Annotated in this window: 24 protein-coding genes; 22 read left to right on the forward strand and 2 right to left on the reverse strand. The window is 65.1% G+C overall.

Annotated elements, in window-relative coordinates; genetic code table 11:
• The 15 genes from modA to VKF82_11695 all read left to right on the forward strand — a co-directional run.
• A partial coding sequence (gene modA, locus VKF82_11625; protein ID HME82705.1) for a molybdate ABC transporter substrate-binding protein occupies positions 1–567 on the forward strand: 567 nt, incomplete at its 5' end.
• Positions 545–1,375 (forward strand): ABC transporter permease, encoded by an 831-nt coding sequence (locus tag VKF82_11630; protein ID HME82706.1) that lies wholly within the window; start codon positions 545–547, stop codon positions 1,373–1,375. The genes modA and VKF82_11630, both read left to right, overlap by 23 nt.
• Positions 1,372–2,430, forward strand: a complete 1,059-nt coding sequence (locus tag VKF82_11635; protein ID HME82707.1) for an ABC transporter ATP-binding protein — start codon at positions 1,372–1,374, stop codon at positions 2,428–2,430. The genes VKF82_11630 and VKF82_11635 overlap by 4 nt, the downstream gene beginning before the upstream one ends.
• A 522-nt stretch (positions 2,431–2,952) precedes the next feature.
• On the forward strand, positions 2,953–3,702 hold the full coding sequence (locus VKF82_11640) for a hypothetical protein (protein ID HME82708.1): 750 nt from the start codon (positions 2,953–2,955) through the stop codon (positions 3,700–3,702).
• A 134-nt stretch (positions 3,703–3,836) separates the two neighbouring features.
• Positions 3,837–4,460: a FliM/FliN family flagellar motor switch protein gene (locus tag VKF82_11645; protein ID HME82709.1), complete on the forward strand. Its 624-nt coding sequence runs from the start codon at positions 3,837–3,839 to the stop codon at positions 4,458–4,460.
• Complete coding sequence (locus VKF82_11650; protein ID HME82710.1) at positions 4,457–4,729, forward strand: FliM/FliN family flagellar motor switch protein; 273 nt, start codon at positions 4,457–4,459, stop codon at positions 4,727–4,729. The genes VKF82_11645 and VKF82_11650 overlap by 4 nt, the downstream gene beginning before the upstream one ends.
• On the forward strand, positions 4,726–5,406 hold the full coding sequence (locus VKF82_11655; protein ID HME82711.1) for a flagellar type III secretion system pore protein FliP: 681 nt from the start codon (positions 4,726–4,728) through the stop codon (positions 5,404–5,406). The genes VKF82_11650 and VKF82_11655 overlap by 4 nt, the downstream gene beginning before the upstream one ends.
• Positions 5,406–5,675 carry a flagellar biosynthetic protein FliQ gene (locus VKF82_11660; protein HME82712.1) on the forward strand — a complete coding sequence of 90 codons (270 nt, stop codon included), beginning with the start codon at positions 5,406–5,408 and terminating at the stop codon, positions 5,673–5,675. Before VKF82_11655 ends, VKF82_11660 begins: the two co-directional genes overlap by 1 nt.
• Before the next feature lies 1 nt (position 5,676).
• Positions 5,677–6,393 carry a flagellar biosynthetic protein FliR gene (locus VKF82_11665; GenBank protein HME82713.1) on the forward strand — a complete coding sequence of 239 codons (717 nt, stop codon included), beginning with the start codon at positions 5,677–5,679 and terminating at the stop codon, positions 6,391–6,393.
• Positions 6,390–7,454 (forward strand): EscU/YscU/HrcU family type III secretion system export apparatus switch protein, encoded by a 1,065-nt coding sequence (locus tag VKF82_11670; GenBank protein HME82714.1) that lies wholly within the window; start codon positions 6,390–6,392, stop codon positions 7,452–7,454. The genes VKF82_11665 and VKF82_11670 overlap by 4 nt, the downstream gene beginning before the upstream one ends.
• The gene (locus VKF82_11675) at positions 7,451–9,505 is read left to right on the forward strand and encodes a flagellar biosynthesis protein FlhA (GenBank protein HME82715.1); all 2,055 of its coding nucleotides are present in this window, start codon (positions 7,451–7,453) and stop codon (positions 9,503–9,505) included. The genes VKF82_11670 and VKF82_11675 overlap by 4 nt, the downstream gene beginning before the upstream one ends.
• Before the next feature lie 118 nt (positions 9,506–9,623).
• Positions 9,624–10,922 (forward strand): protein translocase subunit SecD, encoded by a 1,299-nt coding sequence (secD, locus tag VKF82_11680; GenBank protein ID HME82716.1) that lies wholly within the window; start codon positions 9,624–9,626, stop codon positions 10,920–10,922.
• A 6-nt stretch (positions 10,923–10,928) separates the two neighbouring features.
• Positions 10,929–12,155: a protein translocase subunit SecF gene (gene secF / locus VKF82_11685; protein ID HME82717.1), complete on the forward strand. Its 1,227-nt coding sequence runs from the start codon at positions 10,929–10,931 to the stop codon at positions 12,153–12,155.
• Positions 12,112–13,029, forward strand: a complete 918-nt coding sequence (locus VKF82_11690) for a cation diffusion facilitator family transporter (protein ID HME82718.1) — start codon at positions 12,112–12,114, stop codon at positions 13,027–13,029. Before secF ends, VKF82_11690 begins: the two co-directional genes overlap by 44 nt.
• A 14-nt stretch (positions 13,030–13,043) precedes the next feature.
• Positions 13,044–13,532, forward strand: a complete 489-nt coding sequence (locus VKF82_11695; protein ID HME82719.1) for a GNAT family N-acetyltransferase — start codon at positions 13,044–13,046, stop codon at positions 13,530–13,532.
• On the opposite strand, the gene VKF82_11700 is transcribed toward VKF82_11695, so the two are convergent.
• A complete protein-coding gene (locus VKF82_11700) occupies positions 13,529–14,800 on the reverse strand; it encodes a hypothetical protein (GenBank protein HME82720.1) in 1,272 nt (423 codons plus the stop codon). The two genes, VKF82_11695 and VKF82_11700, sit on opposite strands and share 4 nt — an antisense overlap.
• A gap of 134 nt (positions 14,801–14,934) precedes the next feature.
• Between VKF82_11700 and VKF82_11705 the strand changes: the two genes are divergently transcribed.
• On the forward strand, positions 14,935–15,369 hold the full coding sequence (locus tag VKF82_11705; GenBank protein ID HME82721.1) for a hypothetical protein: 435 nt from the start codon (positions 14,935–14,937) through the stop codon (positions 15,367–15,369).
• A 3-nt stretch (positions 15,370–15,372) separates the two neighbouring features.
• On the opposite strand, the gene VKF82_11710 is transcribed toward VKF82_11705, so the two are convergent.
• Complete coding sequence (locus VKF82_11710; protein ID HME82722.1) at positions 15,373–16,752, reverse strand: DUF2252 domain-containing protein; 1,380 nt, start codon at positions 16,750–16,752, stop codon at positions 15,373–15,375.
• A gap of 86 nt (positions 16,753–16,838) precedes the next feature.
• On the opposite strand from VKF82_11710, the gene VKF82_11715 reads away from it, so the two are divergent.
• The 6 genes from VKF82_11715 (at position 16,839) to rpsF (ending at position 22,129) form a co-directional block, all read left to right on the forward strand.
• Positions 16,839–17,360, forward strand: coding sequence for an adenine phosphoribosyltransferase (locus VKF82_11715; protein ID HME82723.1), 522 nt, complete (start codon positions 16,839–16,841; stop codon positions 17,358–17,360).
• A gap of 19 nt (positions 17,361–17,379) precedes the next feature.
• Positions 17,380–17,928: a GNAT family N-acetyltransferase gene (locus tag VKF82_11720; GenBank protein HME82724.1), complete on the forward strand. Its 549-nt coding sequence runs from the start codon at positions 17,380–17,382 to the stop codon at positions 17,926–17,928.
• A 71-nt stretch (positions 17,929–17,999) separates the two neighbouring features.
• Entirely contained in the window at positions 18,000–20,174 is a 2,175-nt protein-coding gene (locus VKF82_11725) for a bifunctional (p)ppGpp synthetase/guanosine-3',5'-bis(diphosphate) 3'-pyrophosphohydrolase (protein ID HME82725.1), read from the forward strand.
• A 20-nt stretch (positions 20,175–20,194) separates the two neighbouring features.
• Positions 20,195–20,635, forward strand: a complete 441-nt coding sequence (gene dtd / locus VKF82_11730; protein ID HME82726.1) for a D-aminoacyl-tRNA deacylase — start codon at positions 20,195–20,197, stop codon at positions 20,633–20,635.
• Positions 20,632–21,708 carry an alanine racemase gene (gene alr / locus VKF82_11735; protein ID HME82727.1) on the forward strand — a complete coding sequence of 359 codons (1,077 nt, stop codon included), beginning with the start codon at positions 20,632–20,634 and terminating at the stop codon, positions 21,706–21,708. Before dtd ends, alr begins: the two co-directional genes overlap by 4 nt.
• Positions 21,709–21,847: 139 nt before the next feature.
• A complete protein-coding gene (gene rpsF, locus VKF82_11740; GenBank protein ID HME82728.1) occupies positions 21,848–22,129 on the forward strand; it encodes a 30S ribosomal protein S6 in 282 nt (93 codons plus the stop codon).
• The last annotated feature ends 11 nt before the right edge of the window (positions 22,130–22,140 follow it).

A 22,140-nucleotide genomic window follows, 5' to 3' on the forward strand; every position in this document is an offset into this window, starting at 1 on the left:
AACGGCGCTCCCGCCGATGTCTTCGCCAGCGCCGATCAGCGCTCGATGGGCAAGGCGGTCGACGCCGGGCTTGTCGGCGCGCCGGTCGATTTCACCAGCAACAGTCTCGCCGTGGTCGCGCAATTCGACGTCAACGTGCGCTCGCTGCGCGACCTCACGCGCGACGGCTTGAAACTGGCGCTCTGCGCCGAGCAGGTGCCGTGCGGGCGCTACACGCGTATCGCCCTGCAGAAGTTGAGCGCGGACAAGACGTATTGGCCAAGGTACGGCGACCAAGTCATGCACAACGTCGCTACGCAGGAGCAAAACGTCGAAAGCGTTGTCCAGAAGGTCGTGCTGGGCGAGGCGGACGCTGGATTCGTATATGCGACGGACGCGATCCAAGAGGGCGGCGCCCACCTGATCGCCATTCCGGTGCCCGACCAGGATCAAGAGATCCCGACCTATCCCATAGTCAGCGTGAAGGCGAGCGCGAACAAAGACCTCGCGCAAAGCTTCATCGATTACGTGCTCTCGGCGAAGGGCCAAAGCGTGCTGCAGACGTTTGGCTTCCGCGGCCACGCATAGTCAGCGCGCCGCGCTGCGAGATGGAACGCTCGCGGGGGCGGGCGTGGTGTTCGCAGGACTGCTGCTCGCGCTCGTCGCGGTTGCGCTCGTCGGGCTGCTCGCGCATCGCCCCGCCTCGGCGACGCCATGGTGGTTTTTCGCCGAGCTGCAGCGCGCGGTCGTGCGCCAAGCGCTTGTCGTCTCGCTTGAGAGCACGCTTGTCAGCGCGATCGTCATACTCGTGTGCGGCACGCCGCTGGCGCTGCTGCTCTCGCGGCGCTTTCCGGGCCGCGAACTGCTTGAGACGTTCGTCTCGCTGCCTGTCGTGTTGCCCCCGGTGGTCGCTGGTCTGGCGCTGCTCCTCGCGTTCGGCCGCAACGGCTTGCTCGGCCACGCGCTCGCCATCGCAGGCATCCACATCTCGTTCACCCTAATCGCGGTGATCATGGCGCAGACGCTGGTCGCGGCGCCGCTCTACGTCATCGCCGCGACGAACGCGTTCCAACGCATCGATCCGGAGCTCGTGGACGCCGCCGCCACGCTGCGCGCTTCCTTTACCTATACCGCGTGGCGCGTCATCATCCCACCCGCGCTGCCGGCACTGGGCGCCGCGCTGGCGCTCGCATGGGCGCGGGCGCTCGGCGAGTTCGGCGCGACCATCACCTTTGCCGGCAATCTCCCCGGCGTCACGCAGACCATGCCGATCGCCGTCTACATCGAGGGGCAAGACGATCTGGACGCGGCGGTCGCGATTTCGCTGATCCTGCTGTTGGTCTCGTTCGTCGTGCTGGCCGGCGCACGCATGATGCAGTCGCGAGTGACGGAATGAGCCTGGCGGCTGACTTCAGCGCGCGCCGCGACGGCTTCGCGCTCAACTTCGCGATCGATGTTGAAGCGGGCGAAACGGTTGCGGTGGTCGGGCAAAGCGGCGCGGGGAAGACGACGGCGCTCTATTGTCTCGCCGGCCTGCTGCGTCCAGATCGCGGGCGCATCTGCTGCGACGACCACACGTGGTTCGACGACTCGAGCCGCGCGTACGTGCCGGCACACCGGCGTGATGTCGCGTTGGTGTTCGCTCGCGGCGCGCTGTTCGGCCACATGTCGGCACACGCGAACGTCGAGTTCGGGCTTCGCGCCTCCGGAGTCGCGCCGAGTTACGCTGCCGCCAGGGCGCGCGTGGCGCTCGACGTAGTCGACGGGGCGCATGTCGCGGCGCGGCCGGCTTCCATGCTGTCCAGCGGCGAGGTACAACGCGTCGCGCTTGCGCGGGCCGTCGCGCTTGCGCCCGCGCTGTTGCTGCTCGATGAACCGTTGAGCGCCCTCGATATCCGCCTGCGCCCCCTCGTACGCGACGCCCTGCGCCGGGCGATCGCCGCGGCGGGCGCGGCGACTGTGCTGGTCACGCACGATCCGGCGGAAGCCTTGCTCTTCGCGCGGCGCTTTGTCGTTGTCGAGGAGGGACGAGTCGTTCAATCAGGTGATATCGCCGCGCTGCGAGATCGGCCCGCCACACCGTACGTCGCCTCGTTCGCCGGCACTAACCTATATCGCGGTCAAGCGCGCAGTCTGGGCGACGGATCGAGCGACCTGCAAGTCGATGGCGTCACGCTTGTCGTTCAGGGGGAGCACGAGGGCGAAATCAGCGTGGTCCTCGATCCGGATGCGGTGACGTTGTCAGCGACCACACAGACCACGTCTGCGCGCAACGTGCTTCACGGGCCGGTCGAGAGCATCGTCCATGACCGCGGCGCTTTCAGGGTAACCCTCGGCTCGACGCCGCCCATCGCGGCCCGCGTGACCGCGCATTCACTGGCAGCGCTGGAAATAGCGCAAGGCACCTCATTGTACGCGACCTTCAAGGCGATGGAAGCCCGAGTTCTCTAAAGTCTCGCTCACAACTCGGCAATGATCGGCTCGTACTCTTTGACACCTCATGGGTCCGATGACCGTGCCGTCTTCAATGGCCGAGCTCGATGCAAGCTTCGTCTTTGATGGAGCGTATCGTTCACGCGGGTCGATGACGATGGCCGAGCGCGCATCGTACGGATTGGGTGAGGCGCGATCATCCTTTGCCGCACACATACCCTTGCGCGCGCACAGTCCTTGCTCGCCGCAAACGTCCATCGGCGCCGTAGAGCACCCGCAGAACGAGAGCGTTGTGTCGTCGCCTCCTCCACGGAGAGTGCAGGGATCACGCCGCGTTGTGATTCCGAGCGGCGGATCAACGCCTGCGGCGACGCATCAGCGGCGCCCCTCCGCAGCGAGCCACCCAAGGCGCTGTCCGCGAGCTGGGTCAAGAAGAGATACGCCTATTCGTTTTACGGTAAAGTTGAACGATCGGGTGTTGGAAGGCGTCGCACTAGCCGGTCGAATCATTGCGACCCGTGAGCTCCCTGGGAGAGCCCGATGATCGACGTGGACAACGAAGTCATCGGTGTCGCGGCCGACCTGCGGCGCGCGGCGATTCCGGGCGCAGCCGGCGACGCCGTCGACCGCCACGCCGGTGTTCTCGTCGACGCCGGCTTGCAAACGGGCGCCGATCGATTCGTGCCCGGCACGACGTCTTTGGCGGTGGCTGTGGACGGCCCCGGGCTGTTCGTCGTTCGAGAGGGCACGCGGACGCTGTACACTCGCCTGGGCGATTTTCGGATCGACGCCGACGGACGTCTTGTCGACGGCGCTGGTCGTAGCGTGATGGGTCGATCGCTCTCATTCGGTGGTGCAGACGAGTCCGTGCAGCCGATCTGCGTGCCGCGCCCGGACTTGCAATCAAAGAGATTCGCGTCTTACCGGTTCGACGAGCAAGGTCGGCTCTTAGGGATCGAACAGCGCCAGCAAAAGCGAACGGGGCGCCACCGAGACACGACCGTTCCGATAGCAAGACTCGTTCTTGCGACGTTTCCCGTGCCGGAACGCCTCGAGCGATCCGGCGATTCGGCGTTCAGTGCAACTCGGTCCGCCGGAAAACCCACGTTATCCGCACCGGGCGTGGGTGGGGCGGGAACGCTGCATCTTCACGTCGTCGCAGCCGGCGCCGTCGACATCGAAGGTGATCTGCGAAAACTGTGGATGTTGCGACGCAGAGGAGAGCTCGAGATAGCCCTCGCGAGCGCCGCTGATGGGTGCGTGCGCACAGCATTGGGGCTTGTCCGATGACGCCGGGCGCCGGCGCTCGGTTGCGTCTGCCGTCGTGGCGCAAGCGCACAAGGCGGCGGCCGGCTGAAGTCGATCGCGGCCCCCTGATACTCGGCCGTATCGGACGAGCAGCGGCCTCACGCGCCTCGGATTTCTTGCACGATGAATCCGAGGTCACGCTTAGCCCGCTGGAGCGCCGGTACGTGCCCGCCATCAATGACACACGTAGAGCCTGGCGGCACGAAGAGGAGGAGCGAATCATCTGGTGCACCGTCGATGAAGAATCACAGCGCGCTCTACTGGAATGGGTCCTCGATGGACCCGGTGCGGTCGTGCCGACTGCGGTTGAGAAGACCATCGTAGCCGAATGGGTCGAGCGCTTGTTATCCACGTCGGCTTCATCATGGAATGAAGTCACCAGCCTAGACATCGATGATGAGGAAGCGTGGCATGGCGCCATCAACGTGCACGCCGCCTCGCGAAACGCGCGGCTCGACCTCTACGTCAAAGCGGATGTCGAAGCCAGCGTCGGACCGATACCGCGCGTCGATGAGGTGCCCCTCACGCTGCAAGGGCGCTTGGCACCGCTTCGCATCACGATCGGCTGTCTCGCCGCGTTGCGGCCGGGGTCGACACTGGCTCTCGACGTCGAAGCGACTTCGGCGTCGGCGCTCTTGCAGATCGAGGGTGGTCCCGTGATGTCCGGCGCCCTTGGCGCCGTGAGCGGCCGCCGAGCGATTCGCCTCAATGGCGACACACGGAGAAGTCCGTGGCCATGAGTACTCCTGCGCCGCTCACACTGGCCTCGCTTGGCGACATCGAAGTGACAGTGTCCGTTTCGGTCGGATGTGCCCGCTGCAGCGTGAGCGACGTCCTTGCATTCGCGGAGGGAACAGTCGTTCCACTCGGGGTTGGCGCGGACTCACCCGTCGACCTGATGGTCAATGGGGTGGTGGTGGCGGTCGGAGATATCGTCGAGCTTGAGGACGGAATGCTGGCGATCGAGGTCCGCTCCGTTCACGCTGGCGCGGAGGGAGGCACCACATGACCGGGTTGTCCCACGCCGTGTCGGTGACCTCGGCGGGAGCGTCGCCGCTCGATCTCTTGATGGTATTGTTCGGCCTTAGCCTCATACCGCTGCTGGCCGTCGCCGCGACATCGTTCACGCGCATCATCGTCGTGCTGGGATTAGTGCGCGCCTCGCTCGGCACTCCCGGGCTACCCCCGAACTCCGTGATCGCCGCTCTCGCGATCATGCTCAGCGTGGTGATCATGTCGCCGACGCTCACGCGCATCCGCGTTGAGGTAATCGCGCCGTACGCCCAGCACAGGATCACGACGAGTACCGCCCTGCAACGCGGTTCGGATGTGCTGAAACGCTTCATGCTACGACAGACGCGCGCCGCCGACATACGAGTATTCGAACGCTACGCCCGCGGCGGTTCCGCAGGGGGAGCCGAGGATCAGGACGTGCGCCGGAACCCTCCGCTGTCGGTCGTTGCCCCGGCGTTCATGGTGAGCGAGCTGCGCGCTGCGTTTGCGATGGGTTTCGCGTTTGCGTTGCCATTTGCGGCGATCGACATAGTCGTCGCTGCCGTCATGATGTCGCTCGGGATGTTCATGGTGTCGCCCACGACGATCGCTTTGCCGCTGAAGCTACTGCTATTCATCGCCTCGGACGGCTGGAGCGTGGTATGCGGCGCGCTCATCCAGTCGTTTCGGTAGTGGAACACGCGGCGGCCGAGCTGATGGCTCGCGCGCTCGAAACGGCGCTGCTGATATCGGTGCCGCTCGTCGCGGCCGTCGCCATGACGGGAGTCGTCACCGGAGCGATCCAGACGATCGTGCAAGTGCAGGATCAAAACGTCGCATTTCTCCCCAAACTGCTCATCGTGGCCCTCCTTATCACAGTAGCGGGAGCACCCGCGTTGATGCTCTTGGTTCGGCTGTTCTCATCGGTCGCGGCGGGGATTCCGCGCCTTCTCGGCCTTTAGAATGGGGCTGCCGCCATCCGACGCCAGTTTCGCGATCGGATTCGCGTCAAGCGCGGCGTTTGCGGCGACTCTGCCCTTGGGGAACGCGAACGCCGTTCCCAACATCGTCCGGGTTGGGATCGCGCTCGCGATGGCGCCGCTTTTCGCCATGCATCTGGCCAGCGTTTCGCATTCAAACCTTGAACTGGCAGAACAGGCCTTGCTTGCGGCGGCCATCGGTGCTGCAATCGGGCTGAGCGCGTCCGTCTTGGCCTCCGCGGCTGGCGCAGCCGGTTCCCTTGTCGATCACGCGATTGGTGGCGGTCTCTCGGCTGCCCAGACGCCGGGCGATGGAACTGGTCCGTTTGCCTTGGTGTTACCGCTAGCGTTCGGCTACGCGTTGTGCTCGAGTGGAGCGCTAGCCCATCTGATGGTGGGCGTCGCCGGGTTGGCGTCGACGCTGGAGGTGCACGTAAGCGCCGTCGGCGCCACAGGCCTAGCTCGCGTCGCTTTCGAGGTTGCGGCGGTGCTCGCTTTGCCGCCGCTGTGCGCCAACGCGCTCGCGACCATGTTCTCCGGGATAGTCGCGCGAGTCGCACCGAGATCCAGCGGGATGCTGCTCGTGCCCGCACTGGGTTCGCCTCTTGCCCTGTGCACCGTGATCGCTGGGGCGGGTTCGACACTGCTCGTGCTTCGGAACCTCGCGATCGCGACATCTCATGTCGTGCGACACCTGTGAGCCACGGCGAGCGAACCGAAGCACCAACGCCGAAGCGCTTGGCAAAAACCCGTGCTGAAGGCCGGTGGGCTCACAGCACCTATGCATCCGCAGCGCTGCTGGCCCTGATCTCTGCGCTGCCCGCATGGGCGGCGACGCAACTAGTCGCGAGCTGGAGCGACCTGAGCCGAGAGACTGCGCTCATGGCCGTTCGGATGCACAACGAGAATCTCTCCCCGCTCGTGCTGACCGGCGCATGGTTGCGCTGGAAGACCGGCTGGCTCATCGTGACGGCGGCGTGGGCGGCTGCCTGCGTCGCTGCGACCGCGTCGTCTGCGGCGAGCGGAGCGCTGGGCATTTCGTTCGCTGCGTTGCGTCCGCGTCTCGACAGGCTATCCTGGGCGTCGGGCCTGCGCCAGCTCGTGGGCTCTGACGGAGCGTACTCGGTTGCATTGGCGATGAGCGCCACGATCGCGGTCGGATGGGCGGCGTGGCCCGCAGCGCGCGACCTGATGGCACTCGCGGCGACCCGGTCGCTCCAAGCGATGCTCGCAGGCTTCAACGCAGCGCTCTTTCATGCATGGTCGCACGTCTGCTCGGTCCTATTCATCTTCGCACTGATCGACGTCGTGCGAACCCGCGGTCGCATGATGCGAATGCTTAGGATGTCTACGCACGAGGTCCGCGAGGAGCGCGCCGAAATGGAAGGGCGCCCGGAAACGCGCGCGCGTCGGCGGGCGTCTGCCAAGTCGGTGCGTGATGTGCGCGTGGGCGCTATTCGAAAAGCGACCGCCGTCATCGCAAATCCCACGCACGTCGCTGTGGCGCTACGCTACGCGCCGCCGCAGATCGACGTGCCGGTGGTTGTCTCACGCGGCGCCGATCTCGCCGCCATCCTCGTTCGTTCCGTTGCGGCTCTCAACGACATACCCGTGATCGAGTCGCCGCAGCTCGCGCGAACGCTTTACGCGCGAGCTGCATTGGGCGAGCCGATCCCCGAGGAATCGTACGCGGCCGTCGCAGCCATTTTCGCCCTGCTCATCCAGACGCGCGGCCGCTTGCTCGGCGACGAGCGCGAATGACCCGATCCGCGTCCTCGGCGGGCGCGGCCTTCGCGGTCGCCGTGCTGGCGATCGTGGCGATGCTGATCGTGCCCCTGCCGCCATGGCTGCTCGACATGCTCCTCGCGCTCGATATCATGATCGCCGCAGCGGTCCTCGTCGTCGCACTCACCCTTAAGGATGCGCTTGAGTTCGCGACCTTTCCGACGCTGCTGTTGGTCGCGACGCTCTTCCGCCTTAGTCTGGACGTGTCAGCGACGCGGCTTATCCTCACCCAGGGGGGTGAACCGGGCGGCGTCGGCACGGTCATCCCGGCATTCGGCGATTTCGTGATGCGCGGCAGCGTCGTCGTCGGCATGCTGATGTTCGTGATTCTCATCGTCGTGCAGCTCGTCGTCGTCACCAATGGGGCACAACGGGTGGCAGAGGTGGCGGCGCGCTTCACCTTGGATGCGATGCCTGGCAAACAGATGGCGGTCGACGCCGATCTTCACGCCGGCATCATCGACGCGGCCGACGCCAAGCGCAAACGCGCGGCGATCCAGGCCGAGGCAGATTTCTACGGAGCGATGGACGGAGCAGGCAAGTTCGTGCGCGGCGATGCGATCGCCGCGCTCATCATCGTGGGAGTCAACATCGTCGCAGGCATCGGCATCGGTGTCATCGCCAAACACATGGATATCGCGCTCGCCGCGTCGACGTTCACGCTGCTCTCCGTCGGCAACGCCCTCGCGACGACAGTCCCAGCGTTCTTGTTTTCGACCGCGATGGGAGTCATCGTCACGCGTGCGTCGTCCGAGCAAAGCCTGGGTGAAGACTTGTTGCGGCAGGCTATTTCGCATCCGGCCGCGCTGCGTACGGTCGGCGCATCGATGCTCGGTCTGGCGCTCGTCCCAGGCTTGCCGCACGGCGCATTCGGCGTGCTCGGAGTGCTTGGACTCGTGGGCGGCCGCATCGCGCATCAGGCCGACCAAGCGCGTCGAGCCGCGGCCCTGGACGGTGAACGACAGCGCCGCCGTGCCGATGCGAGCAGACCAGAAGGCGCCGTGACGTTGGTGGGCGTCGAACAGCTCGGGATCGATCTCGGCGAGGCGCTGTTGCCGCTGCTGGAAGAGCCGGCAGGCAGCGCGTTGCTGCAACGGATCGGCGGCCTCAGGCGAGCGCTCGCGCTGGAGCTCGGAATCGTCTTGCCGGGCGTCCACGTCAGAGACGACCTTCGTCTGCCGGAGCGATGCTTCGCGATCCGAGTGCGCGACAGAGTCGTCGCTCGCGGACAATTGCATGCCGACCGTGCGCTTCTTATCGGCACGCCCGCAGCGCTCTCGCAGCTGCGTGGTGAGACCGTCGAAGATCCGGTGACGGGCCACGATGCCAAGTGGTCGTCTCCCGACCAGAACGTGCCGCCGCACGCCGCAGCGATGAGCGTCGACCCGATTGCGGTCTTGACGAGCAAGCTTGGCATGGTGGCGCGCGAGCACGCCGCCACCCTGCTCGGAAGACAAGAAGTGCAATGGTTGTTGGATCACGTGCGTCGAGTCAACCCGGCCGCCATCAAAGGAGTCGTGCCGGACCTCGTCGGTCTCGGCCTCGTCCAACGGGTGCTGCAGCACCTGGCACGCGAACGCGTCTCAATCCGAGATCTGGTCGCGATTCTCGAGACGATCGCCGATGAGGCTGAGCGCACAAAAGATGTGCCCACGATCGGCGAAGCGGTTCGGCGGCGGCTAGCGCCGGCTATTTGCGCGTCGTTGAGCGACGCCGCCGGCGTCATCAGCGCGGTGGCGCTCTCGACGGGCGCCGAGGGGGCGTTGTTCGCCGCGACCACCGTGACCGAACGGGGCATCGGGCTTGGTCTTGAACCGATCGCCGCCTCGGCCTTAGCGACCTCATTGGCGACGGTGCTGGAAAGGGTTCAGCCGGCGGCACTCGTCTGCGCACCCGGCGTGCGGCTGCCGCTCGCCCGATTCGTGGAGTCATGCGGCGCTCGCATCTGCGTGCTGAGCCTCGCCGAAATCGCTCCCGGCTTCGCGGTCGAAATCAAAGCCACGATCGAGCAGCCGGAATTGTCGTAGATGGCGGTAGCCGCTCGCGCGTCGCTGCAGGACGCCCCTGCCCGCCCGCGTGAATAAGGGTTGGCACTGCGGCTGGCGAATCGCTCTGGGCCGCATTTTCGCGTCCTGAAAGGCCCCGATGTTCTGGTTTCGCTGGAAGAACCCGATTAAACTTGCCATCATCCTTGCCATCTGCGTCGGGTGCTATTTCGCGTTCAGCCCGCTGCAGCAGAAGATCAAACTGGGCCTCGACCTTCAGGGCGGTCTGCGCGCGCTCGTCCAGCTCGAGCCCACGGATACGGTGCCCAAGATCACGCCGGATATCCTCAACGAAGAGCAGCTCGTGCTGCAGCAGCGTCTCGGCGGTCTGGGCGTCAGCGAGCTCACGTTCGAAAAGGTCGGCGCCGACCGGATCAACATCGAGATGCCCGGCTTGAAGAATCCAGAGCAAGCGATAGCCCTGATACGCCAGGCGGCCGTCCTCGAGATGCGCCCGCTCAACGCGGAGCAGACCGCGCGCGCGTATGCGTCGCTGCAAGGACAGCCCGACAAGAGCTACGCGCAGAGCGGCGCGTACAAAGATTCAGGCCCGCCCATCATCACCGGCGCGGATATGTCCAGCGCCACCGCCGGCATCTCGCAAGTCGGTACCCAGCAGGTCGTCAATTTCACGCTCAACGCCGCGGGCGCGAAAAAATTCTACGACTGGACGAGCAAGAACATCGGCAAGCCGCTGCCGATCTTTCTGGACAAGCAGTTCATCTCGGGCCCGGTCATCCAAGGGGCGATCAGCTCGAGCGGCCAGATCACGGGCAACTTCACGCAGCAAGAAGCCGTCACGCTCGCCAACGAGTTGAGCGCGGGCGCGCTCAAAGTGCCGACCAAGATCATCGAGATCGAGAACGTCGGCCCGACGCTCGGCCAGATAGACCTGGAGAAGTCGCTCGTCGCATCACTGGTCGGCCTGGCGCTCGTCCTGCTGTTCATGTTGGCGTTCTACCGGCTGCCTGGATTCTTGGCTGACATCGCGCTCGTCGTCTACTGCTTCATGATGCTCGCCTACGTCGTGCTGGTCGGCGTCGTCCTCACACTGCCGGGTATCGCCGGCTTCGTGCTCTCGATCGGTATGGCGGTCGACGCAAACGTGCTGATCTTCGAACGGCTGAAGGAAGAGCTGTGGGCCGGACGCACGATACGCGCGGCCGTCACCGTGGGCTTCAAGCGCGCGTTTTGGACGGTGTTCGATTCCCACGTCACGACGATCGTCGGCGCGCTCGTGCTCTATGCACTAGGGACCGGAACGGTCAAAGGCTTTGCCTTCACGCTGCTGTGGGGCACGGTGTTCTCGCTGTTCACCGCGGTCTACATCACGCGCGCGTTCATGGACGCCGTCGTCGACAGCGACGTCGCCACCGCGCCAGCCGTGTACGGAGCATAGGGCGCGATGTTCTTCCGCAATCTCAATTGGGACATCATCGGACAGCGGCGGTACTGGTTCGCGCTCTCCGGTACGGTCATCGTCGCAGGGATTATCGCGCTCATCATCCATCACGGACTGCCGCTCGGTCTCTCGTTCACGGGCGGCACGACGATCGATGTCAAATTCACCCGCTCCGTCACGGAAAGCCAGATCCAGCAGGCGCTGCGGGGCGTCGTCGTCCCCGAGACGCCGGGCGTCGGCAGCCAAGCGTCGGGCAACGCGGAGTTGAACGCCTCGCTCGAGCCATTGCGCAAAGGCGAAGCGAGCATCCAACTCGCGACCAAAGCCGGCGACGCCGCGCCCAACGACCGCGCCATCATCTCGAGCCAGTCCTCGATCGCCGATCCAGGTCCGGTGTTCGCGGCGTTGGACAAAGCAGGGCTCACGGTCGATCGCAGCCAGAGCCAGATCACCGCGGTCGGGCCTTCGCTCTCGAAGGAATATCTCAACAACTCGCTGGCCGCGTTGGCGCTGGCGCTCTTCCTGCAACTTCTGTATATCGCGTTCCGCTTCGGCAATCAGCTGCGCTTCGGCATCGTCGCCGATCTTGCGCTCATCCATGACGTGCTCGTCATGGTCGGCATCTACGCCATCGCGAACCGCAAGGCGGACGACGCATTCCTCGCAGCGCTGCTGACGGTCATCGGTTACTCGGTCATGGATTCGATCGTCATCTTCGACCGGATCCGCGAGAACGGCCGGCTCATGCCGGACGTGCCCTACGACAAGATGGTGAACACCTCGCTGCTGCAGACCATGACGCGTTCGGTGAACACGCTGGTCACCGTCGTGATCGTGCTCGTCGCGCTGCTCCTGTTCGGCGGCGATACGCTCAAGAACTTCGCATTCGCGCTGCTCGTCGGCGTCATCAGCGGTGCATACTCGTCGATCTTCATCGCCAGCCCGCTGCTCGTCATCTGGAAGAACTTCGACTTGCGCCGGCGCGCGTCGGAGCGCGCGGCCGCCGTCGCCACCGAAAGCGCAGCCATCGCCGCTCCTGGACCCACGTCGGCGGCGACGCGCAAGGTTGCGCCGAAACCAAAACGGCCCGTCGCGCCGCCGCCCCGCTATCGGCGCAAGCGCCAGGGCTTGGAGAGCACCGACTGGCCGGCTTCGGACGACGGCGGCGTGCTCACGGAGACCGAGGATGGCGACGCCACCGGCGAAGCCGAACCCGACAACCAGAGCTGAGGTCATCGCGCAAGCGGGCGATGCCCGCTTGCGCGCACTGCGGCTGCCGTTCACGACCAACGCGCTGCTCGTGATAGCGAAGCTAGCGGTCTGGCTCGTCTCCGGTTCGGTCAGCGTCTTGTCTGAGGCCGTGCACTCCGCCGCCGACCTATTCATGACGATCGTCCAGTTCTTCTCGATCCGCGCCGCTGCGCGCCCCGCCGATCACGACCACGCGTACGGTCACGGCAAGTACGAGAACATCTCAGCCGCGCTGCAAGCCGTATTCATCCTCGCCATCGCGACGCTTATCGTCGTCGAGGCTGTTGCCCGGCTGCGCAGCGGCGCCTCGGTGCAACATCTAGATCTCGGCATCGCGGTGATGCTCGCATCCGGGGTTCTCAACATCTTCGTGTCCAGCCGAGTCGCGGCAGCCGCCGAACGCGAGCGTTCTCCTGCATTGGCGGCGCAAGCGGCTGAGCTGCGGGCCGACGTATGGACCGCTGGGGGCGTGGCGATCATCCTGTTGACGATAAAACTGACCGGGTTGACGATCCTCGACCCGATTTTCTCGCTGGTCGTCGCAGGCGTCATCGCGCACTCCGCCTACGACCTGACCGTGCGCGCGTTCGTAGAGCTGACCGATCAGCGCTTGCCGCCCCAAGACGAAGCTCGCGTTCGCGAGATCATCGAGCGCCACAAGGACATTTTCGTCAGCTACCACAAGCTGCGCACGCGCCGCTCCGGGGGCGGCGAGTTCATCGACTTCCACCTACAGATGCCCGGCGGTACGCCGCTTCGACAAGCGCACGATCTGTCAGATACGATCGTGCTCGACATCAAGCAGCAGATGCCGTTAGCCCACGTCTTGATCCACCTCGAACCAGCCGATTAGATCGCGGGGCAGCGATGGTCACGAACATGGTGGTCGAGCTTGCGCACGCGCCGCTCGACACGGCGGACGACGAGGCCGCCCTCGCACGATCGGGCATCACACTGGTGAATAAGCGCGGCGCCGATCGCGAAGAACAAGCGTGGATCCGGCGCACGTTCACGCCCACGTGGGCGAAAGAAGCGTACTACGCCTGGAACTGGTTTGCCCGGGATAGAGCTGGGGCCATTGTCGGCTTCGCGAGTTATGAGCAACGCCACTATCGCTGGTGGTGGCTGCGGGCGTGGTCACATCAGAACGATGTTGGCATTTTCGGTCCCGTGGGCGTCAACCCGGCGTTGCGCGGCAAGCATATCGGTTGCGTGTTGACGCGCAGAGCACTGGAATCGATCAAACGGCTCGGTTACACTCGTGCCGTGATACCCCGAGTCGGACCCATCGAGTTCTACCGGCGCTGCTGCAACGCGCAGCTCGCCGACCAGGTCCGGCTTTTCGGCATTTTCTAGGCGACGAGCGCGACCCGGTCATCTGCTGCGCTGTATGCGCCGATCGCGCGGGCAAGTTCGCGGGCGTGAACGGCATTGAAGAACGAGTTATTCGTCTCACTCACGCCATTACCTGACCAAGGATCATACTGATCGGGCGAAAGCGGTATATGGGCGGTCGGGCCCGCCGCATCGGCATAGCTGGCGTGCATGGGCTCAGACCAGCCGTACTCCCCGTGGGCCAGCACGATCGCACCGACCGCCTGTTGCGCGCGCCCAGCCGCGCTGCGAACGGCCGACGGCAAGCGCGTATCCGCGCTGATCTTGCCATAGACGGCCTCGGCCGGGCGGTCCGCGTGATAGATCATGTCAGATGTGTGGTCGAAACGCGCCATCCCCGGGACCGATCTGATGTCGGACCTGATGTCGTGCAAGAGATCGCGTCCATCCTGTGTATGCGGAAGAGCGACGACTGAGTCGTTGAGGTTCGTGACAGCCGTGCGAACGGCGGCGATCTTGTCTGGGGCAAGATCGAAAACGTCGAACGCCGCCGCAGGATGGTACGTGGAAGAATCGCTGCCGTAGCGAGCCTTCATCGTCGTGTCGACGACGCTCGACGCCCAATCACCGCCGGTGGTAAGCGCGTTCGCGATTTTGGCCGAGGGCGCTCCGGGCGCGATCATCGTCTCGGGCGACGCGGCCAAATAGCGAACGCCGGCCTGCGACAACGCGTCCGCGAAACCGAGCGTGGCCATAAGACATTGGTTTGCCAGCACACCGGTCACCGAGGCATCAGCTCCAGGGTGTTTCTTGAGGAATTGCGCCTTGCCATCGGCGATGGCTCCCGCGATGTCTTCCATGGGCATGCACGCACCGCCGTGGCTGTCGCTTTCGAGTCCTCCGCCGTCGCCGGCGCCATGGTCGACGAGATCCAGCCAGACATCGGCCTTCCGGAAATTGGGGTCGCCTGCGCGCGCCTCAAGCGTTCGATTCACGAATGCCGCGAGCGTTGCCCGGCTGCTCATATCGCGGGGCGATTCGATACGCACGACGTGCTGGGCGCCGTCTTGAATCGTCGACCACTCGGTGCGCAGTTCGCCGTTGTGAAAAGGCGCACGCGGCACCGCAGTCGTGTCTTCGGCGACGACCTTGAGCGCCGGATTCGACTTGGTCTCGCGAACAAAATCTGTGACATTTCGCTCTTGGACCGCGTCGAGATTGTTGTCGCCATCGCGGTAGACACCGAAGACGACGCGGTGCGCGTCAGAAACCGTAGCGGTTGCGCTCAAATCCATGATGATTCCCCCCCCCAAGGACAGGTGCGAACCCCTTATCACGCTTCCTCGTCGGGCGTAAAGGGGTTCGGGTGCAGCCGCACACGGTCGTGTCTAGGGGTCTGGGAAGGAGCCCCGAAAACCCGGCTATGTCCAAATTCCTAGGCTTTGACCACATCGATACGAGAGTGCGCTCGCTTGCAGCCGTCGAGCCGTTCTACGATCGGCTCATGCACGAGCTGGGCCTACCCACGAAGCGGCACTCGTTCGTCGACGCCGCCGGCGATTGGCATGAGCTCAAGCCTGGCCAGATCCACAATGTGGCCGAATACTTCGAAGCGTCGCCGGTCGGGCGGGCGGCCTTCTTCATCGGCTTCATCGAGGATCCGGCAATGACGCCCACGCTCACGCGCATCGCCTTCCGCGCTGAATTGGCAGAGCTGCCGCGCTGGGAAGAGTTCCTGCGCGAGATCGGTGCAGCGGCCATCGAACGGTCGGAATCGATGGAGGAATACCCAGCGATCTTCTTCGAGGACCCAGCAGGCACGAAACTCGAAATCGTCGCACGCAAGCCGCGCGAGTGACCGTTACAGGTTGTGGCTCGCTTTGATCCGCTTGGTGCGGATCGCTTCGAGCAGCGCGTCGTAATCCTGCTCGTTTTGCGCCGCGTACGACTCCGCGAACTCGCCTAACGCCCGGTCGAGCGCGTCGCCGTTGCCCAGATAGCCGGCGATCATGGAGGGATCGCCCGAGCGCGCATGCGCGCGCGCCAGCGTGCGCCCGCACAGCGCCGCATACTCGGCCAGATCGCGCCGGTTCATGGTCTGCACGGCGGCGGAGTATTTCATGTCGCGCATCTGGCGCACGTAATAGTCGTAGTGCAGCCCGCGCGCCCAGCCCAAGAACATGTCGCTGGCGGCCTGCATGAGGCGCTGCCCGTGCACGACGCGCTCGCCGTGGTTGGCATACCGGCTCCTGCCCACGTAGCGCTCGAGCACCGAGGCCTGCGCTTCCTTTATCTGAAGCAGCAGCGGATCGTTCTTATCCCGCCCCATGAGCAGCGCGACGTAGCAGCGCGTCCCCACGCTGCCGACGCCGACCACCTTGGTCGCGAAATCGACGATGTGGTAGCGGCTGAGCAGCAACTGGCGGTCGCTCTCCAACGTGTCGCGATAGCGGATGACATCTTGCACGAGCCTTCGCGCGCGCTCGGGGTCGCTCAGGTGCGTGACAAGCGGCGCCTCGTCTTGGATCCGGAACGTGCCGCCCTTGCGCACCACGAAGCTGGGGAAGCCGTGATGCGTCGTGCGCTGGATCGACGCCCGCTGTTCGTGTTTGGCCGCGTTCGCGTAACTGCGCGGCACGATCGCCAGCGCTGTGCGCACGTCCAGACGCGAGTACCACACATCGAGATAGCCGAGCTTGGCCAGGCTGATCATCTGCGTGCGGTAATGAAGCGCCGCGAACTGCGCGATTTCGCGGCTTTGGCGCCGGCGCAACCCGTTGCCGCGCGCGGCCATGAAGCAGCTCGCCGCCAGGCGCTTGAGATCCCATTCCCACGGCCCGCGCAGCGTCTCGTCGAAGTCGTTCACGTCGAAGATCACATTGCGCTCGGGGGTGGCGAACAGCCCGAAGTTGGCGAGATGAGCATCGCCGCAGATCTGCGCCTTGATACCTGACACCGGCGTCGAGCTCAGATCGTGCGCCATGAGGACCGCCGAGCCGCGGAAAAAGGCGAAGGGCGAACTCGCCATGCGCCCGTAGCGGATGGGCACGAGTTCCGGCAGCCGCGTCTTGTTGAATTCGATGAACAGCGCGATCGGGTCGCGTCTGCTCGTCGTCTCCCAGACAGCGTGGGCGGAGCGGGGGGCTTTGACGCGCAACGCTTTGCCCGCTTCGTAGCGTTGCGCCGCAGTCGGCACGTCCGCATAGCGCTCCAGCACGCCGCGCGCCTTCCTCTTAGCCATGAACCGCCCTCATCGAGACTGACGATGACGCAAGGCGCCCTGACTTGAAGAATGGCGGGCCCGTTTCCTCGGAGAACACGCCCGCCATGAACGTATCTGACCTCAAGGCCAAGATCCGCTCCATCCCCGATTTCCCAATACCAGGCATCTTGTTCCGCGATATCACGCCCGTGCTGCAAGACCCGCAGGCGCTGCGTGCCGCCATCGACATCATGGCGGCGCCGTATCAGACGCAGAAGATCGACGCCGTCGTCGGCATCGAAGCGCGCGGTTACATCCTGGGCACGCCGATCGCGTACAAACTCGGTGCCGGGTTCGTGCCGGTGCGCAAGCCCGGCAAGCTGCCCTTTGAGAAGATCAGCGTCGACTACGCGCTCGAATACGGCACGAATACGCTTGAGATGCACAACGACGCCATCGCGCGCGGCCATCGCGTGCTCGTCGTGGACGACTTGCTCGCGACCGGCGGCACCGCCGCCGCGGTGCGCGAGATGGTCGACCGGCTCGGCGGCACGATCGTCGGCTTCGCGTTTCTGATCGAGCTTGCGGCGCTCAACGGTCGAGCTAAGCTCCCGGGTGTCGACGTGAAGACATTCATCCAATACTAGCGCCATGACGTCCGGTTGCGTGCTTCGGACGAAGCGGCTCATCGTGCGCTCGCCGCGGCGCGAGGATGCAGCGGCGATCGCGGCGTTCTACAAGAACGACGAGCCGCACATGCGCGAATTCACTCCGTTGACGGTCGCCATGATGAGCGACACGTTCTGGGCGGGCTGGATCGAGCAGATGCGCGATGAGTTCGACACCGGCCACTCGTGCAAGACGTTCCTGTACGAGCTCGACGACCGCACCGTCATCGGCTCGGCGAACTTGAGCAGCATCATCCGCGGCGTTTTCCAAGCATGCTATCTAGGCTACAACATCGCGGGAACGCACGAGGGCCGCGGGCTCATGCGCGAGGCGCTGCAGGCGCTCATCGGCTACGCTTTCGGGGACCTCAACCTGCACCGCATCATGGCCAATTACATGCCCCGCAACCTGCGCAGCGGCGGGCTGCTCAAGCGCCTGGGGTTCACGATCGAGGGGACGGCGGCGCGCTATCTGCGCATCAACGGGGTGTGGGAAGACCACGTCATGACCGCCCTCGTCAACGAGGCGTGGCGGGACCTGGCGTAGCCCCGCCCGCGCGCTGGGTGCGCCACCTGGTTGCGCGTCCCGCGTTGTCCCTGTAGAATAGCAATATCCACATGGCGACAACGATTGCCGAGCTGACGAAGCAGGTCAAGAAGTACTACCCTAGCCTGGACGAGGAGTGGCTGGAGGGCGTCTATGAGTTCGCCGAGCAGGCGCACGGCGGCCAGACCCGGGCCAGCGGCGACAGCTTCATCTCGCATCCGCTAGCGGTCGCCACCATCTTGGCCGACCTCGAGATGGACCCGGCGTGCATCGCGGCCAGCCTGCTGCACGACGTCGTCGAGGACACCACCGTGCCGCTCGAAGAGATCGAGCGGCGTTTTGGCGCTGAGATCGCCACGCTGGTCGATGCGCTGACCAAGCTCACCAAGATCCCGTATCAGACCAAAGAAGACGTCAAAGTCGAGAACCTGCGCAAGATGTTCTTGGCGATGGCCAAAGACATCCGCGTCATCATCATCAAGCTCGCCGATCGCCTCCACAACCTGCGCACGCTGCAAAGCCTGCCGCCCGCCAAGCAGAAGAACATCGCCGAAGAGACGCTTGAGATCTACGCGCCGCTCGCGCATCGTCTGGGGATCTACAAGATCAAGTGGGATCTCGAGGACCTGAGCCTCGAGTACCTCGATCCCGCGGCGTATAAAGAGATCGGCGATCGCGTCGCCAAGCGGCGCGCCGACCGCGAGCGCTCGGTCGAGAACGTGATCGCCGACGTGCAGACCCGCTTTGCCGCGGCGGGCATCAAAGCCGACATCTCCGGGCGCCCGAAACATTTCTATTCGATCTACCAAAAGCTGAGCAGCGGCCGCGACTTCTCGGAGATCTACGATCTCAACGCGATCCGCATCATCGTCGATTCGGTGAAGGACTGCTACGGCGCGGTCGGCATCGTCCACAGCATCTGGACGCCGCTGCCCGGGCGCTTCAAAGACTACATCGCGATGCCGAAGACCAACGGCTATCAGTCCATCCACACCACGGTCATCGGGCCGGGCGGCGATCCGATCGAGATCCAGATCCGAACCTGGGAGATGCACCGAACCAGCGAGTACGGCATCGCCGCGCACTGGAGATATAAGGAGGGCGGACGCGGCGACGACTTCGACGAGAAGCTCGCCTGGCTGCGCTCGCTGCTCGAGTGGCAAGAAGAGACCCACGACAGCCGCGAGTTCATCGAGCGCCTCAAAGTCGATCTGTTCGCCAACCAGGTCTTCGTGTTCACGCCCAAGGGCGACGTCATGGGACTGCCCGCGGGTGCGACGCCCATCGACTTCGCCTATCACGTGCACACCGGCGTCGGCCATCATTGCGTCGGCGCCAAGGTCAACGGCAAGATCGTGCCGCTGACCTACGAGCTGCAGACCGGCGACATCATCGAAGCGCTGGTCAATAAGGGCAGCCCCGGGCCGTCGCTAGATTGGCTGACGATCTGCCGTACGTCGAGCGCCAAGCACAAGATCAAGCAGTGGTTCCGCAAGAACCGGCGCGAGGAGAACATCGTCGCCGGGCGCGAGATCGTCGAGCGCGAGTTCGCACGCCAACAGCTCCAAGACGTCGCCGCCCCGGCGTTCTTCGAGCGGCTCGCCGCGAAGATGAACTACGCGAGCCTGGACGACATGTACGCGGCCGTCGGCTTCGGCGACGCGTCGCTCGGCTCGATCGTCGCGCGCGGACGCGAGGAGGCCAAGCGGCGCAACGTCGTGCCGCTGCCGCTCGAGCGCCAAGCGGTCGGCGTGCGCAAGCCCGCGCGGCGCCAGACCTCAGGCATCAAGGTGCGCGGCATGGGCGGCGTGATGGTGCGTTTCGCCAAATGCTGCCGTCCGGTGCCCGGCGATGCGATCCTCGGTTTCATCACACAGGGCAAGGGTGTCTCGGTCCATCGCGTGGAGTGCCCCAATGCGGGTTCGCTCGGCGCGCAGCCCGATCGGTTGATCGACGTCGCGTGGGACGTGTCACCGACCGACGCTCACATCGTGGACATCGAGATCGAAGCCGCCGACCGCGCCGGCCTGCTCCAAGACGTCATGAGCGTGCTCTCCGAGCACAAGACCAACGCCACCTCGGTCACCGCGCGCACCAAACGCGACGGCAGCGCGAGCATCTCGTGCAGCCTCGAGATCCGCGATCTCAACCATCTGAGCCAATTGCTGCAGAAGCTCGGCCGGGTGCGCGACGTGCGCAACGCGTATCGTGTGACCAAGCGCGAAGCCCGCGTCGGCGACCGCTAAGGCGGTCTTTCGTGCGTGCGGTGGTCCAGCGTGTGAGCTCCGCATCGGTGGAAGTCGACGGGAACGTCGTCGGCTCGATCGAGCGCGGTTTCCTTGCGCTCGTCGGGGTCGGTAAAGACGATACCGACGATGATGCCTCGGCGATCGCCGCGAAGATCGCGGGCCTGCGCATCTTCAACGATCCGGCGGGTGATATGAACCTCGCGCTGGCCGACGTCGGCGGCGCCGTGCTGGCGGTCTCGCAGTTCACCTTGCACGGCGACGCGCGCAAAGGGCGTCGCCCTTCCTTTATAGATGCCGCCGCCGGGCCGGCCGCGAAGCCGCTGTTCGACCGCGTGGTGGAGCTGCTGCGCCGCGAAGGGCTGCCCGTGCAGACCGGCGTGTTCGGCGCGCAGATGCGCGTCGCGCTGGTCAACGAGGGGCCGGTCACGATCTTGCTCGACTCGAGGAAACTGTTTTGAAGCAGCCGCGTTTCGAGCTCGACCTCGACTCGTTGCGTCACAACGTGCGCGCGTGGCTCGGCTATCTCGCCGGGCGCGAGCTGTGGGCGGTCGTCAAGTCGGACGCGTACGGGCTGGGTCTTGAGCGCGTCGCGCGCACGTGCATCGAAGGCGGTGCGCAGCGCCTCTGCGTGGTGGACATCGAAGAAGCGGTACGGCTGCGCGAAGCGGGCATCACGGCGCCGATCGTGCACGTCTGGACGACGCCGGTCGACGAGCTGGAGACCGCGATCAAGAACAACGTCGCCGTCACCATCGAAGATCCGGCGGTCGCCAAGGAGCTCTCACGTCTTGCGGTAGGTCTCGGCAAGATAGCGGTGGCACACGTGGCGGTTGAGACGGGCACAGGCTGGAGCGGCATCCCCGCGGACCGCGGCTCGGCGTTCGCCGGTGCAGTGCGCACGCTTTCGGGCGTACGCTGGGAAGGCGCGTGGACACATATCGCCAGCCGCGAACAGATGCTCGCGCAGCTCGATCAGTTCTACAGCGCCGTCGACGCGATGCGGAAAACCGGACTGCCGGTTCCTATCGACCACGTGGCAGCGACCGCGCCGACGTTATGGGGTGTCGGCGGCCAAGCGGCGCGCATCGGCATCGGGCTCTACGGCGCTCATCCGGGAGGGACGATCAGAGGCTTGCCGCTGCGCACCGCGATCTCGCTTCGCGCCACGGTGCTGTACGCCAAGCAGTTCGAGAACGCGACCTCGCTCGGCTACGGCGGCACCGGCATCGCCAAACCCGGCGAATGCATCGTGACATTACGCCTGGGCTACGCCGATGGGCTGCCGCGCTCGCTGGCGATCGGCGGCCAAGTGAGACTGCATAACGAGCGCTGCTCGATCGTCGGCGCGATCGGCATGAACTTCACCATGATCCGCGTTCCCTACGGCGTCACGGTGCGCCCGGGCGACGAGGCGGTGATCCTCGGCGACGAGGACGGCGTGCGCATCGACGAGGTCGCGCAACGCGCCGGCACGATTCCGCACCAGCTTGTTACGTCGCTTTCCGCCTTGTCAGGGCGTCGAAACGTGTGATATACTACGCGGGCTTGCCGTGCGGCTTTCGAGCCGCTGGTGGCGGTCATCCGACCGCCGATTTCCTTCCTGCTCGCCCGCAGCGCCTCGCGCGCTGGTCAGGACAAGCCATCGCCCATGGGGAGGCAGCGCACGCACTGTGTCGCTTTACGAGATAACGTACATCCTTCGTCCTGGGCTCGAGGACCCGCAGGTCATCGAGCTGTCGTCGCATTTCTCCGACGTCGTCAAGAACAACGGCGGCGGTGAGATCGCCATCGAGCCGATGGGGAAGAGACGGCTGGCCTACGAGATCAAGAAACAGCGCGAGGGTCACTACGTCTGCATGAAGTTCGACGGACCGTCGGATTGCGCCAAAGAGGCTATCCGGCAGCTGCGCCTGCACGACGACGTGCTTCGCGCCCTCCTCATCCGAGACTGAACACGGAGGGT

It is taken from the genome of Candidatus Eremiobacteraceae bacterium (assembly GCA_035314825.1).
Taxonomy (GTDB): domain Bacteria; phylum Vulcanimicrobiota; class Vulcanimicrobiia; order Eremiobacterales; family Eremiobacteraceae; genus JAFAHD01.

What these genes read in the sequence shown, in the direction of transcription:
- VKF82_11640 (HME82708.1), top strand. Translation starts at nt 2,953, where the DNA reads ATGATCGACGTGGACAACGAAGTCATCGGTGTCGCGGCCGACCTGCGG.
- VKF82_11705 (HME82721.1), top strand. Translation starts at nt 14,935, where the DNA reads ATGTCCAAATTCCTAGGCTTTGACCACATCGATACGAGAGTGCGCTCG.
- VKF82_11725 (HME82725.1), top strand. Translation starts at nt 18,000, where the DNA reads ATGGCGACAACGATTGCCGAGCTGACGAAGCAGGTCAAGAAGTACTAC.
- VKF82_11675 (HME82715.1), top strand. Translation starts at nt 7,451, where the DNA reads ATGACCCGATCCGCGTCCTCGGCGGGCGCGGCCTTCGCGGTCGCCGTG.
- VKF82_11690 (HME82718.1), top strand. Translation starts at nt 12,112, where the DNA reads ATGGCGACGCCACCGGCGAAGCCGAACCCGACAACCAGAGCTGAGGTC.
- VKF82_11665 (HME82713.1), top strand. Translation starts at nt 5,677, where the DNA reads ATGGGGCTGCCGCCATCCGACGCCAGTTTCGCGATCGGATTCGCGTCA.
- VKF82_11650 (HME82710.1), top strand. Translation starts at nt 4,457, where the DNA reads ATGAGTACTCCTGCGCCGCTCACACTGGCCTCGCTTGGCGACATCGAA.
- VKF82_11655 (HME82711.1), top strand. Translation starts at nt 4,726, where the DNA reads ATGACCGGGTTGTCCCACGCCGTGTCGGTGACCTCGGCGGGAGCGTCG.
- VKF82_11695 (HME82719.1), top strand. Translation starts at nt 13,044, where the DNA reads ATGGTCACGAACATGGTGGTCGAGCTTGCGCACGCGCCGCTCGACACG.
- secF (HME82717.1), top strand. Translation starts at nt 10,929, where the DNA reads ATGTTCTTCCGCAATCTCAATTGGGACATCATCGGACAGCGGCGGTAC.
- secD (HME82716.1), top strand. Translation starts at nt 9,624, where the DNA reads ATGTTCTGGTTTCGCTGGAAGAACCCGATTAAACTTGCCATCATCCTT.
- VKF82_11635 (HME82707.1), top strand. Translation starts at nt 1,372, where the DNA reads ATGAGCCTGGCGGCTGACTTCAGCGCGCGCCGCGACGGCTTCGCGCTC.
- VKF82_11715 (HME82723.1), top strand. Translation starts at nt 16,839, where the DNA reads ATGAACGTATCTGACCTCAAGGCCAAGATCCGCTCCATCCCCGATTTC.
- VKF82_11710 (HME82722.1), bottom strand. Translation starts at nt 16,752, where the DNA reads ATGGCTAAGAGGAAGGCGCGCGGCGTGCTGGAGCGCTATGCGGACGTG.